The sequence below is a fragment of the Streptomyces sp. NPDC003327 genome (genome assembly GCF_053589515.1).
This window is the reverse complement of sequence record NZ_JBSFSA010000036.1, coordinates 57629-70259: the sequence shown is the minus strand read 5'-3', so window position 1 is coordinate 70259 and position 12631 is coordinate 57629. Positions and strand designations below refer to the sequence as shown.

Sequence of the window (12631 nt, the reverse complement as noted above, 5' to 3'; positions counted from 1 at the left end):
ACATGGCGATGTGGGCGCGCGGTGCGGTGATCATGCGCCCCACAGTAGACGAGACGAACCGTATCGTCTAGCAAAATGGAGTGTTCGGGGAGCCCGGCGCGCTCGGGGGCGTACGGGACGAAGAGCGACTCGCAGCCGACGACCAGCCCGTTCGGCACCCACAGGGCGAGGTAGAGCCGCCGCCGCGGGCGCGAGGACCAGAGCAGGGCGTTGGTCCGGCGGGTCTCGGCGGCCGAGGCGCGGCCGGTGGCGCGCGGCGGCCGGGCGCCGAGGCCGAAGCGGACGAGGACCGCGGTGAGCAGGTACAGGGCCGCGCCGACGAGGACGGTACCGCGCGGGGAGAGCGTGGCGACCAGGACGCCGCCGGTCGCGAAGCCGGCGATCTGGCAGAGGCCGACGGCCATGTTGAGCACCGAGCGGCCGAGGAGGTAACTCCCGCGCGGCAGGATCTCGTTGAGGAGGCCGTAGCGGACGCCGCCGCCGAGCGAGGCGACCACGCCGAGGACGAACAGAGTGGCGAAGACGGCACCCACGGGCAGGCCGGGGAGCGCCTGGAGCGCGGTGCCCGCGGCGAAGACGAGGGCGATGGCGCCGAGCGCGGTGCGCGGCGGCAGCCGGTCGGCGGCCGAGAGCAGGGTGGTGGCACCGAGGAGTTGGGCGAGCGACGGGCCGAACAGGGCGAGGGCGGAGAGCAGCGGGGAGCCGGTCGCCCGGTGGACGAGGGTGGCGAGGCCGAGGCCGGTGACGGTCTGGGCGGCGGTCTGGGCGGCGCCGCTGAGGAAGAGCGGGGTGAACTCGGGCGTGCGGAAGAGGTCGCGGTAGCGGGGCATGGGGCGGAGTCTCCGGGGCCCGCAACGTCCCCGGTATCGTTTCGCGGGGAGGCGAAACATGGGGTGGTGGCGGATCGGCACGGACACCCTGGCGGGGAGCGGCTTCGTCGTCTCGCCGCTCGCGGAGACCGTGGCGGCGCTCAAGACGCTGCACGCGGGGGCCGCGACGCACCCGGGTGAGCGGGCCTGGCTCCGCCGGCACCTGCCCGCGTACCGGGAGCGGCTGGCCGCCGAGCCGCTGGACGCGCTGCTCGTGCGGGCGGCGATCGGTCCCACCTGGAACGCGGACTTCCTCACCCCGACGCCGCTGGGCGACCGCGAGCGGAGCTTCGAGGAGGAGGTCGAGGCGGTCCGGGCGACCGAACCAGCCGCCGCCGTCGACCAGTTGGCGGTGGCGGTCGGCGGTCCGGTGCCGGAGCCGCTGCGCTCGGCGCGCGATCTGCCGGAGCGGCTGGCGGGCGTGCTCAGCCGGGTGTGGCGGGAGGCGGTGCTGCCGGAGTGGCCGCGGCGGCGCCGGGCCCTGGAGGCGGACGTGGTGGCGCGGACGGCGCTGCTGAGCCGGGGCGGCTGGGCGGCGGCGCTGGACGAGTTGTGTCCGGGGAGGACGCGGTGGCTGGGGGACGGCCGGCTCCAGGTCAACACCCGTGACTATCCACCGCGTTCGGTGGAGCGGGGACGGCTGCTGTTCGTGCCGGTGACGCCGGCGACGGGCTGGGTGTCCTGGGAGGGGACGGAGCGGTACGCGGTCGTCTACCCCTGCGCGGGAGTCCTGGCCGACACCGCGGGGCCCGTCGTGCCCGAGGCGCTCGGGGCGCTGCTCGGACCGGCGCGGGCCGGTGTGCTCGTACGGCTGGAAACGCCGCTGTCGACCAGCCAGTTGGTGGCGCTGACGGGGCAGGGGCTGGGCTCGGTGGGGCGGCACCTGAAGGTGCTGCTCGACGCCGGGCTCGTACGGCGGAGGCGGGCGGGGCGGTCGGTGCTGTACGACCGTACGGAGGCGGGCTCCGTCCTGGTGCGGGCGCCGGGCGGGTGAGACCGGCGCGGCGGCCCGGCGGGAGCGGGGGCGGTCCCGCGGAAAAGGGGGCGGCCCCCGCCCCGGTGCTCCTCGGGGCGGGGGCCTTCTCCCCCGGTGACGGGGTCGGTCAGACCTGGAGGGCCTTGATCGCGGTCGGCGCGTGGCCGGGCTCGGTCGCGAGCTCCTCGAACTCGGTGACGTCGCTCATGTCGACCGTCTTGCTCATCGCGATGTTGGTGATGCGCTCCAGGATAGCCTCGACGACGACGGGCACCTGGAACTCGACGGCCATCTTCTTGGCCTGCTCCAGGGCCTCGCCCAGCTTGGCCGGGTCCTCGACGCGGATCGCCTTGACGCCGAGGCCCTCGGCGACCTTGACATGGTCGACGCCGTAGACGCCGATCTCCGGGGTGTTGATGTTCTCGAACTCGAGGTTGACCTCGAAGTTGATGCCGAGGCCGCCCTGCGCCTGCCGGATGAGGCCCAGGTAGGCGTTGTTCACGAGGACGTGGACGTAGGGGACCTTGTGCTGGGCGGCGACCGCCAGCTCCTCGATCATGAACTGGAAGTCGTAGTCGCCGGAGAGCGCGACGACCGGGGTCTCCGGGTCGGCGGTGGCGACGCCGATCGCGGCCGGGATCGTCCAGCCGAGCGGGCCCGCCTGGCCGCAGTTGATCCAGTGGCGCGGCTTGTAGACGTGCAGGAACTGCGCGGCCGCGATCTGGGAGAGGCCGATGGTGGTGACGTACCGGGTCTCCGGGCCGAAGGCCTTGTTCATCTCCTCGTAGACGCGCTGCGGCTTCATCGGGATGGCGTCGAAGTGCGTGCGGCGCTGGAGGGTGGCCTTGCGCTCCTGCGCGGAGGCGGCCCAGGCGGAGAAGTCCGGCAGCGTGCCCGCGGCCTTCCACTCCTTCGCGATCTCGACGAAGAGTTCCAGGGCGGCCTTGGCGTCGGAGGCGATGCCGTAGTCCGGCGCGAAGATCTTGCCGATCTGGGTGGGCTCGACGTCGACGTGGACGAACTTGCGGCCCTTGGTGTAGGCGTCCATGTTGTAGCCGGTGTGGCGGTTGGCCCAGCGGTTGCCGATGCCGAGGACGAAGTCCGACTCCAGGAAGGTCGCGTTGCCGTAGCGGTGCGCGGTCTGGACGCCGACCATGCCGGCGGCCAGCTCGTGGTCGTCCGGGATGGTGCCCCAGCCCATCAGGGTGGAGATGACCGGGACGCCGGTGAGCTCGGCGAACTCGACGAGCAGGTCGGAGGCGTCGGCGTTGATGATGCCGCCGCCGGCGACGATCAGCGGGCGCTGGGACTCCAGGAGGAAGCTCAGCGCCTTCTCGGCCTGGGCGCGGGTCGCGGCCGGCTTGTAGACCGGGAGCGGCTCGTACGTCTCCGGGTCGAAGTCGATCTCGGCCAGCTGGACGTCGAGCGGCAGGTCGATGAGGACCGGGCCGGGACGGCCGGAGCGCATCAGGTGGAAGGCCTGCTGGAAGACGCCGGGGACCTGCGCCGGCTCCAGGACGGTCGTCGCGGCCTTGGTGACCGGCTTGGCGATGCTGGCGATGTCGACGGCCTGGAAGTCCTCCTTGTGGAGCTTCGAGGTCGGCGCCTGGCCGGTGATGCAGAGGATCGGGATCGAGTCGGCGATCGCCGAGTACAGGCCGGTGATCATGTCGGTGCCGGCGGGGCCGGAGGTACCGATGCAGACACCGATGTTGCCGGCCTTGGCGCGGGTGTAGCCCTCGGCCATGTGGGACGCGCCCTCGACGTGGCGGGCCAGCGTGTGGCTGATGCCGCCGACGTTCTTGAGCTCGCGGTAGAAGGGGTTGATCGCCGCGCCGGGCACGCCGAACGCGTTGGTGACGCCTTCGCGCTTGAGGATCTCAACGGCCGCTGCGGCGGCGGTCATACGAGGCATGGGAGTGCTCCTGCTTCGGCCGGGCGGATCCAAGCGGGCTCCCCCGTCCGGGAGTCTCGACCGCTTGTTTCCGTAATGCGGAAGTACTGTTCTGCTATACGGAAGCAATGTAGGTCGGTCGGCGGAGAAGCGTCAAGGGACGTCCGCCCCCCGGAATCGCGGAAGTGGCCGAACACCCTCCCCTGGGCGCGCGATGGGTGGACGATGGAGCGGAACGCGAGGGGGTTGGTGTGGCTGAGTCGGTACCGGTGCGCTGCCCGGAATGCCAGCGGACGCAGGGTTACGCGGCGCCCGCCTTTCCCTGCGCGTGCGGAAGCCCGGTGAGACCACCGGTGGTCGCGGGCGCGACGGCGGAGCCGATCACCCACCGGAACTGGACCGACGAGTGGGTCACGGTCCGCTGCGGCGCCTGCGGCCGCGAGGACGACTGGCCCCACCCGGAGCTCGGCTGCCCGTGCGGCACGGTCCTGCGCCTCCCGGTGCGCCCGCCCGAGGCCGCGGTGCCGGGCGGCGGCCTCCGGCAGGGCGGGCTCCCCGACGACGGGTTCCCCGTCGGCGGCCTTCCGGACCGGGTGGCCGAGACTCCGGCGGCCGGGCGCGACGGACGCGGGGAGGGCGGTGCGGGCCGTCCCGGCGCCGTCGCCCCCGACCCCGCCGCTCCCCCGGCCGCTCCCCCGGCCGGTACGAGCGGGTCCGCGTCCGGCGACGGCGTCCGCACCGACGGCCCGGCCGCCGAAGCCGCTCCCGGGCCGCGCCTCCCCGGCAGCCCGGGGAGCGACGAGACCGGTACGGGCTCCGCGCCCCGCGCGACCGCCCCGCACCCCGGGGACGGGCGGCCGCCCACACGGCCCCCGCGCGGTTCCGGTTCGGACTGGTTCGGGCCCGGCCCGGGGAAGGAGAGGCCCGGCTCCGGCAAGGACCGGCCCGGCCCGCCCGCCCCCCGGGCCTTCGCCGAGCGCTACCCGGCCCACATTCCGTTTCCGCCCACGGCGCCCCGCCCGGCCCCCCTGCGCGGTGCGTTCCGGCCCGTGACGATCAGGACCGCGCGGGACGCGGCCGCCGCCGCCGCGGGCTACCTCCGGTGGCTCGGCTTCCGGGACATCGTCCAGCCGGAGGAGCGGCCCGCCTCCGGGGTGGACCTCCGGGCACCCGGGCTCGTCGCCCAGGTCGACCCGAGCACCCGTCCGACCGGGCTGCGGGCCGTCGAGTGCCTCTGGCTCAACGGGCTGAGCACCTCGGCCGTGAGCGTGTACTTCTCCCTCGCCGGCTACACCCCGGAGGCCCGCGCGCGGGCCGTCGAGATAGGGCTCCCGCTCTTCGTCCTGGACCTGACCGGCACGCCGCAGCCGGTCAACCACGCGGCCGACGAGCTCGCGGCGGGCGGCGCCTGACCCCGTACCGCGACCCGTCCGGCGGAGCCGGGGGCGTACCCACGGAACGGATCCGGCCATTCACGCGTGACGATCACGTCCATCCGGGCAGAACAACCTCGGGGGTGGGCGTCATGCCGACGGGGACGTGGTGGTGCTTGGGGGTGGCCGGTGGCGAACTGCTGCTCGCCACCGCGCTGTTGTGGGTCCGGCGGGCCGGGCGAAGCCACAGCGAGGAGGAGGGGCCGCGGCCCGCGGACGCCGTGCCGTCCGCGCAGGCGCTCGCGCTGCTGCGCGGCGGCCGCAGGGCCGCCGTCACGGTCGCGCTCGTGGCACTGCACCAGCGCGGGGCGGTCGCCGCGGGCCGCAAACGTACGATTCGGGCCAATGGCGGGCCCGGCCGCATCCTCGACCCCGTCCAGCTCGGGGTGCACCGGGCCCTGCACCGCGCCCTCGACCTGGGGGTGCTGGCGCAGCGCCCCGAGGCACGGCGCGCGGTCGACGCGCTCGCCGACGAACTGGGCAGGGCCGGGCTCCTGCGGCCACCCGGCCGGCGGCGGATCGCGCGCGTCCTGCTCGGCTGCGTCCCGCTCACGGTGGCCACGGGGCTCCTGGCGTACGGCCCCGACGCCGCCGCCCTCGCCGTCGGCGTCCCGCCCGCCGTCGGCGCCCTCGCGCTGCTGCGGGTACCGCCCGCCACGCGGACGGCCCGGCGCCTGCTCGCCTCGCTGCGCGAGCGGCACCCGCTCCCCGCGCACCGCGGGGAGGTGACCGACGGCCGGCTCGTCCAGTTGTACGTCGCGCTGTACGGGGATCCGGCGCTGGCCCTGTTCCTGCCCCGCTTCTCGCGCGACGGCGGGCTGCTCGACCGCCCCCGGGAGGCGGGCGCGAACCGGCCGTCCACGCGGCGGGGTCCGGCGGCGGGCGGCGCGGGAGGCTGAGGCCGCGCCATACTGGCGTATGCGCATCAGAGCGGCCGCTCCGGCCGAACTACCGCTGCTCCAGGACATCGAACGGGCGGCGGGCGAGCCGTTCCGTTCCCTCGGCATGGCGGCGATCGCCGACGACGACCCCCTGCCCCTGGACGTACTGGAAGGCTACCGGCGCGCGGGCCGCGCGTGGGTGGCGGCAGACGCGGCCGACCGGCCCGTCGCGTACCTCCTCGCCGACACGGTCGACGGCGCCGCCCACATCGAGCAGGTGTCGGTACATCCCCGCTGTGCCCGGCAGGGCATCGGCCGGGCGCTGATCGAGCACCTGGCGGCGGCCGCCGGGGAGCAGGGCCTGGCGGCCCTGACCCTGACGACCTTCACCGAGGTGCCGTGGAACGCCCCGTACTACGCGCGGCTCGGCTTCCGCCCGCTGACGGAGGGGGATCCGGCGCTGACGGAGGGGCTCAGGGAGATCAGCCGAGCCGAGGCGGCCCACGGACTGGCCCTCTGGCCGCGGGTCTGCATGCGCCGCGAGGTGCGCCCGGCCGGCGTGCTCAGTGGGGTTCCTCCGCGTACCGCTGCCGCAGTTCCACCTTCCGCACCTTCCCGCTGACGGTCATCGGGAACTCGTCGAGGACCTCGATCCGGCGCGGGATCTTGTAGTGGGCGAGGCGGTCCCGGCAGAAGGCGGTGAGTTCCTCCAGGGTCGGCGGGTCGGCCGGGTCGCGGGGGATCACACAGGCCAGGATCTCCTCGCCGTACCGCGCGTCGGGCACGCCGACGACCTGGACGTCGGCGATCTTGGCGTGCCCGTACAGGAACTCCTCGATCTCGCGCGGGTACACGTTCTCGCCGCCCCGGATGATCATGTCCTTGATGCGGCCGACGATCCGGACGTAGCCGTCCTCCCGCATCACGGCGAGGTCGCCGGTGTGCATCCAGCGTCCGGCGTCAACGGCCTCCGCGGTCTTCGCCGGCTCGTCCCAGTAGCCGAGCATGACGCCGTAGCCGCGGGTGCGGAGTTCGCCCGCGGTGCCGCGCTCCACCGTGAGGCCCGTCACCGGGTCGACGATCTTCACCTCGACGTGCGGCAGGACCCGGCCGACGGTGCCGGTCCGCCGCTCCAGGTCGTCGTCGCGGCGGGTCTGGGTGGAGACGGGCGAGGTCTCCGTCATGCCGTAACAGATCGACACCTCCGCCATGTTCATCTCGGCGACGACCCGCTTCATCACCTCGACGGGGCACGGCGAGCCCGCCATGATCCCGGTGCGCAGCGTGGAGAGGTCGTACGAGGCGAAGTCGGGGAGGTTCAACTCCGCGATGAACATGGTCGGTACGCCGTAGAGGGAGGTGCAGCGCTCCTGCTCCACCGCGCGGAGGGTGGCCGCCGGGTCGAAGGAGGGCGCCGGGATCACCACGCAGGCGCCGTGCGAGGTGGCCGCGAGGTTGCCCATGACCATGCCGAAGCAGTGGTAGAAGGGGACGGGCAGACAGATGCGGTCCCGCTCGTCGTACGCGATCATCTCGCCGACGAAGTAACCGTTGTTGAGGATGTTGTGGTGGGAGAGCGTGGCGCCTTTGGGGAAGCCCGTGGTCCCCGAGGTGTACTGGATGTTGACGGGCTCGTCGCAGGAGAGCGGCTCCGGCCGCACTCCTTCGGGGGCGGTCCGGGTGAGGAACTCCTCCCAGGTCGCGTCGCCGAAGTACACCGCCTCCCGCAGCGCCGGGCACTCCGGGCGGACGGCGTCGACCATGGCGCGGTAGTCGCTCGTCCTGTGGGTGAGCGAGGCGAACAGGAGCGAGATCCCGGCCTGTTGGAGCACGTACGCCACCTCGTGGGCGCGGTAGGCCGGGTTGACGGTGACCATGATCGCGCCGATGCGGGCGGTGGCGTACTGGACGAGGACCCATTCCGCGCAGTTCACGGCCCAGATGCCGACCCGGTCCCCCTTGCGCACCCCGCTGCCCAGCAGGGCCCCGGCCAGCCGGTCGACGTCGGCGCCGAAGCGGGCGTAGGTCCAGCGGCGGCCGGTGGGCACGTCGACGAGGGCCTCGCGGTCGGGCCAGGCGGCGACGGCCCGGTCGAGGTTGGCGCCGATGGTGTCGCCGAGGAGGGCGGTGACGGAGACCCCGTGGTCGTAGGAGAGGTTCACGCGAGGTCCCCCTCGGCGTACTCGTGGCCGGTGCCCTCGGCGGTCAGCCGGCGCAGCTCGACGCGGCGGATCTTGCCGGAGACGGTCTTGGGCAGGTCGGCGAACTCGATGCGCCGGACGCGCTTGTACGGGGCGAGGACCGCGCGCGAGTGGGCGAAGAGCGCCTTCGCGGTTTCGGGGCCCGGCTCCCAGCCGTCCGCGAGGACGACGTACGCCTTGGGGACGGCGAGCCGCACCGGGTCGGGGGCGGGGACGACGGCCGCCTCGGCGACGGCTTCGTGCTCCAGGAGCGCGCTCTCCAGCTCGAACGGGCTGATCTTGTAGTCGGAGGCCTTGAAAACGTCGTCACTCCGTCCGATATACGTGATGTATCCGTGTTCGTCCCGGGAGCCGATGTCGCCGGTCCGGTAGTAACCGTCGGCCATCGCCTCCGCCGTCTTCTCCGGGTCACCGTGGTAGCCGGTCATCAGGCCCACCGGACGGGCGGTGAGGTCGAGGCAGATCTCGCCCTCGTCGACGTCCGGCCGGCCGGTCACCGGGTCCACGAGCGTCACCCGGAAGCCGGGGCTCGGACGGCCCATGGAGCCCTCCTTGAGCCGCTGGCCGGGGCTGTTGGAGACCTGGACGGCGGTCTCCGTCTGCCCGAAGCCGTCCCGGATCGTGACGCCCCAGGCGCGCCGCACCGACTCGATGACCTCGGGGTTGAGGGGCTCCCCCGCGGCCACGACCTCCCGCGGCGGGGTCTTCAGCTGCCCCAGGTCGGCCTGGATCAGCATCCGCCAGACGGTGGGCGGGGCGCAGAAGCTGGTGACGCCGTGGCGCTCCATCTCGTCCATCAGCCGGGTCGCGTCGAAGCGCGTGTAGTTGTGGATGAAGACGGTCGCCTCGGCGTTCCAGGGGGCGAAGAGGTTCGACCAGGCGTGCTTGGCCCAGCCCGGCGAGGAGATGTTGAGGTGCACGTCCCCGGGCTTGAGACCGATCCAGTACATCGTCGCGAGATGGCCCACCGGGTAGGAGGTGTGGGTGTGCTCGACGAGCTTGGGGCGGGCGGTGGTGCCGGAGGTGAAGTAGAGCATCAGGGGGTCGTCGGCGAGGGTGGGCCCGTCGGGCTCGAACTCCGCCGACGCGCGGGCGGCGTGCTCGTACGCCAGCCAGGGCACCCCGTCGCCGCCGACGGGGGGCGTCCCGTCGCCGCCGACGGCGATGCGCGTGTAGTCGCCGGGGACGTCGTCGAACTTGGCGGTGTCCTCGGCGCGCGCGATCACATGGCGGGCGCGGCCGCGCTCGACGCGGTCGCGCAGGTCGGCCGGGCCGAGGAGGGGCGTGGCGGGGATGACGACGGCTCGCAGCTTCATCGCGGCGAGCATCGTCTCCCACAGCTCGGTCTGGTTGCCGAGCATCACGATGATCCGGTCGCCGGCGCGGACGCCCCGGGCGCGCAGCCAGTTCGCGACGCGGTGGGAGCGGGCGGACATCTCGGCGAAGGTCACCTTCGCCTCGGAGCCGTCCTCCTCGACGATGTGGAGGGCGGTCCGGTCGTTGCCCTCGGCGATGACGTCGAACCATTCGAGTGCCCAGTTGAACCGCTCGGGACGGGGCCAGGTGAAGCCCCCGTACGCCGTCGCGTAGTCCTCGCGGTGGAGGAGCAGGAAGTCCCGGGCGGTGCGGAACCTCTCCGTGGCGTCCGTCGCGCGCGTTGCCGTCATGCTCTCCTCCTCGTTGCGGGACCGTGCCAGGACATCGTGTAATCGGTGACCCAGGTCTCACTACCCCCGTTCGGGGGTGAAGGGGTGGTCCCGTGCCCGAGCAGAGGGAAACGGTCGAGCTGCGGGCGGCGCTGTCGCGGCTGCGCCGCGGCAGCGGGCTGCCCGTGGTCTTCGGCGGGCTGCTCCAGGAGGGCGGCGGCCTGCGGATCGCCGAGCCGATCGGGGCGGTGACGCCCGCGCTGCACGGCCTCACCGTGTCGACGGGGTACGGGCTCGGCGGGAAGTGCCTGGCCCTGGCGCGGCCGTGCGCGGTGACGGACTACCCGTCGGCGCGGCACATCACGCACGAGTACGACGGCCCGGTCTCCGCGGAGGGGCTGCGCTCGGTGGTCGCCGTACCCGTGGTCGTCCGGCGCACGGTGCGGGGCGTGCTGTACGGGGCCCTGCGCGACGCCGTGCCGCTCGGCGAGCGGGTCCTCGACGCGGCGGTGGCGGCGGCGCGGGACGTCGAACAGGCCCTGGCCGTCCAGGACGAGGTGCGGCGGCTCCTCGCGCCGCCGCCCACGGGGCCGTCCTGGGAGGAGGTGCGCGAGGCGTACGGCGAACTGCGGGCCCTGGCCCCGCAGGTGCGGGACCCGGAGCTGCGGGAGCGGCTGCTCGCGGTGTGCGGGCGCCTGGAGTCGGCCTCGGGCACGACCGCCGTGGCGACGGGTCCCGCCCTGACCCCGCGCGAGCGGGACGTCCTCGCGGCCGTCGCGTCGGGCGCGACGAACGCGGCGGCGGCGCGCCGGCTCGGGCTGCGGCCGGAGACGGTGAAGGGGTACCTGCGCTCGGCGATGCGGAAGCTGGGCGCCCACACCCGCCTGGAGGCGGTGGTGGCGGCCCGCCGGGCGGGGGCGCTGCCGTAGCGGGCGGGCCGCCGGGGGGTCGCGGGGGGGGCGGGCCGCCGGGGGGATTCGGCAGCCGGTTCACGCCTCCGCGTGGACGATGTCGTAAGGGGTGCCGGGAGGCGTCGTCAGGCGCAGGGTCCGCTCGGCCTCGGCGGTGAGCGCGGCGCGCTGGGCCCGGGTCACGGGCGCGAACGGTGCGACGGTGAGCGTCGTGCGGTCCTTCGCCTCGTCGAGGTGCCAGACGCCGGCGAGGAAGCCGTCGAGGAGGAACGTGCGGTGCGCCTGGTTGCCGGTCCAGGTGCGGCCCCGGTGCTCGGCGGGGACGACGCGGGTGCGGTCGGCGTGCGAGAGGAGCAGGTTGTCGAACTCGGGCAGGAACCGGGGCGGCGCCGGGGTGTCCTCGTCGGGGCGGGGCGCGTCCGGCAGGTCGTAGAGCTCGGTGCCGTACGCGTCCCGGAAGACCAGGAGCCGGGGCCGCAGCCGCTCGAACGCGGGGCGCAGGCGGGTGAGGCCGCACCAGGTCTGCATGTCCTTGACGGAGGCGGGCCCGAACGCGCGGAGGTACCGCAGCACGGTCTCGTCGAGGTCCACGGCCTCCCGGGCCTCGTCCGGCAGCCAGACGCCCGTCGTGGTGAGCGCGACCTGCCCGCTGCGCCCCCACAGGCCGCGCGGGGTCACCTGCACGAGCACCAGGAGGCAGCGGGCGGCGACGGTGAGCGCCTGCGGGTCGGCGTCCGGCCACGTGCGCAGCAGGTGCTCGCGCAGCTCCTTGGGGGTGCGGGGCCGCTCCTCGACGTACGCGGTCGCGAGGTCGGCGAGCCGGTCGAGGTCGACGCCGTCGAGCCCCTTGCGGAACATGCGCAGCTCCCGGTCGACGGCCCCGGCCTGGATGAGCCGGCGCAGGGCGTCGGCGTCGCGGGCGGTGTGGGTGTGCACGGTGGACCGCAGCGACACGAGGCGCACGACCCGCCGTGACTCCATGAGCCCGGACAGCTCCTCGGGCCGGAACCCGTCGAGGCGGGCGGCGAGGGAGTAGTACGGGGGCTTGGTGTTCTGCGCCTGGAGGCCGACGAGGTGGGCGACGGCCTCCTCGGCCGTGAGGGCGGCGGGGCGCAGGAGCAGCTGCCGGTCGAGCGTGGCGCGGTTGAGGGCGCGGGGACCGAGGACCGGGAGGTTCTGGGTGGAGGCCATGGAAGGGACGCTACGCGCCGATGCGGACAGATGTGGTCCGCGACGACGCTCGGGTGTCCGGCGGCAGGGCGGTGGGGACGCCCCCCCGAGAGCCGTCGCCCCGGAACCCCACCACAGCGCACGAAGCCGTTTCCGGGCCGAGGCATGATCCGGTCAGGGGCGGAATGTGCCACGCCGTTTCTCTGGTCCGGCCTTTCCCGGTCAGCGAGGATCGAGGCATCGAAAGGGACGGCCCCGCGGTGCGAACAACGCGGGGGCACCCGGCCGATATCCGGCTGTTGAAGCATGTCGATAAGGAGCAATGGAATGTCGCAGACCGCCGTCACCTCGTTCACCGCCCAGCAGGTCGCCGAGGCCGAGAAGGCCGCGCAGACCCTGGAGGCCCTCGTGGCGCGTCTCGGTTCCGACGAGTCGTTCGCCGCGGCCCTGAAGGACAAGCCCCGCAAGACGCTCGCCGACGCCGGCATCGTCATCGAGAAGGAGTCCATGGAGTCGCTCATGCTCGTCGACGCCGAGCGTTTCGACCGTGCCTGCGAGCTCCTCTTCGACCTGGTCGACTCGGACTTCCTCATCACGATGTCCTCGCCGTCCTGTGGCTGAATCCGAAATCCCGGCGGGCCGCGGCTGTG

General features: G+C 73.9%; 10 protein-coding genes and 1 pseudogene. 6 read left to right on the top strand and 5 right to left on the bottom strand.

The annotated features are described in order from the left end of the window. A partial coding sequence (locus ACWDVG_RS24005; protein WP_451701665.1) for an MFS transporter occupies nt 1-830 on the bottom strand: 830 nt, incomplete at its 3' end. A gap of 58 nt (nt 831-888) precedes the next feature. Here ACWDVG_RS24005 and ACWDVG_RS24000 point away from each other — a divergent pair. Beyond that, nucleotides 889-1863, top strand: a complete 975-nt coding sequence (locus ACWDVG_RS24000) for an ArsR family transcriptional regulator (protein ID WP_451701663.1) — start codon at nt 889-891, stop codon at nt 1861-1863. A 109-nt stretch (nt 1864-1972) separates the two neighbouring features. On the opposite strand, the gene gcl is transcribed toward ACWDVG_RS24000, so the two are convergent. Continuing rightward, the gene (gene gcl, locus ACWDVG_RS23995) at nt 1973-3760 is read right to left on the bottom strand and encodes a glyoxylate carboligase (RefSeq protein WP_451701661.1); all 1788 of its coding nucleotides are present in this window, start codon (nt 3758-3760) and stop codon (nt 1973-1975) included. A 923-nt stretch (nt 3761-4683) separates the two neighbouring features. Here gcl and ACWDVG_RS23990 point away from each other — a divergent pair. The 3 genes and pseudogenes from ACWDVG_RS23990 to ACWDVG_RS23980 form a co-directional block, all read left to right on the top strand. Continuing rightward, nucleotides 4684-5151: pseudogene (locus ACWDVG_RS23990) on the top strand (hypothetical protein); the annotation flags it as partial. Between the two features lie 113 nt (nt 5152-5264). Next, nucleotides 5265-6071, top strand: a complete 807-nt coding sequence (locus ACWDVG_RS23985) for a TIGR04222 domain-containing membrane protein (protein ID WP_451701659.1) — start codon at nt 5265-5267, stop codon at nt 6069-6071. Between the two features lie 19 nt (nt 6072-6090). Further along, entirely contained in the window at nt 6091-6675 is a 585-nt protein-coding gene (locus ACWDVG_RS23980) for a GNAT family N-acetyltransferase (protein ID WP_451701657.1), read from the top strand. Here the strand turns inward: ACWDVG_RS23980 and ACWDVG_RS23975 are convergent. Together ACWDVG_RS23975 and ACWDVG_RS23970 are read right to left on the bottom strand one after the other, a co-directional pair. Further along, nucleotides 6617-8215 (bottom strand): AMP-binding protein, encoded by a 1599-nt coding sequence (locus tag ACWDVG_RS23975; protein WP_451701654.1) that lies wholly within the window; start codon nt 8213-8215, stop codon nt 6617-6619. The genes ACWDVG_RS23980 and ACWDVG_RS23975 overlap by 59 nt on opposite strands. Then, a complete protein-coding gene (locus ACWDVG_RS23970; RefSeq protein ID WP_451701651.1) occupies nt 8212-9921 on the bottom strand; it encodes an AMP-binding protein in 1710 nt (569 codons plus the stop codon). Before ACWDVG_RS23970 ends, ACWDVG_RS23975 begins: the two co-directional genes overlap by 4 nt. Nucleotides 9922-10013: 92 nt before the next feature. On the opposite strand from ACWDVG_RS23970, the gene ACWDVG_RS23965 reads away from it, so the two are divergent. Next, nucleotides 10014-10829, top strand: coding sequence for a helix-turn-helix transcriptional regulator (locus tag ACWDVG_RS23965; RefSeq protein ID WP_451701648.1), 816 nt, complete (start codon nt 10014-10016; stop codon nt 10827-10829). 60 nt (nt 10830-10889) lie between these two features. Here ACWDVG_RS23965 and ACWDVG_RS23960 read toward each other — a convergent pair whose 3' ends face one another. After that, nucleotides 10890-12002: a winged helix DNA-binding domain-containing protein gene (locus tag ACWDVG_RS23960; protein ID WP_451701646.1), complete on the bottom strand. Its 1113-nt coding sequence runs from the start codon at nt 12000-12002 to the stop codon at nt 10890-10892. Nucleotides 12003-12308: 306 nt separating this feature from the next. Here ACWDVG_RS23960 and ACWDVG_RS23955 point away from each other — a divergent pair, with 306 nt between their 5' ends. Beyond that, on the top strand, nt 12309-12602 hold the full coding sequence (locus ACWDVG_RS23955) for a hypothetical protein (RefSeq protein WP_451701644.1): 294 nt from the start codon (nt 12309-12311) through the stop codon (nt 12600-12602). The last annotated feature ends 29 nt before the right edge of the window (nt 12603-12631 follow it).

Excerpts from the sequence above, each read along its gene's own strand:
- ACWDVG_RS24000 (WP_451701663.1), top strand. The coding sequence starts at position 889 with ATGGGGTGGTGGCGGATCGGCACGGACACCCTGGCGGGGAGCGGCTTC.
- gcl (WP_451701661.1), bottom strand. The coding sequence starts at position 3,760 with ATGCCTCGTATGACCGCCGCCGCAGCGGCCGTTGAGATCCTCAAGCGC.
- ACWDVG_RS23985 (WP_451701659.1), top strand. The coding sequence starts at position 5,265 with ATGCCGACGGGGACGTGGTGGTGCTTGGGGGTGGCCGGTGGCGAACTG.
- ACWDVG_RS23980 (WP_451701657.1), top strand. The coding sequence starts at position 6,091 with ATGCGCATCAGAGCGGCCGCTCCGGCCGAACTACCGCTGCTCCAGGAC.
- ACWDVG_RS23970 (WP_451701651.1), bottom strand. The coding sequence starts at position 9,921 with ATGACGGCAACGCGCGCGACGGACGCCACGGAGAGGTTCCGCACCGCC.
- ACWDVG_RS23960 (WP_451701646.1), bottom strand. The coding sequence starts at position 12,002 with ATGGCCTCCACCCAGAACCTCCCGGTCCTCGGTCCCCGCGCCCTCAAC.
- ACWDVG_RS23955 (WP_451701644.1), top strand. The coding sequence starts at position 12,309 with ATGTCGCAGACCGCCGTCACCTCGTTCACCGCCCAGCAGGTCGCCGAG.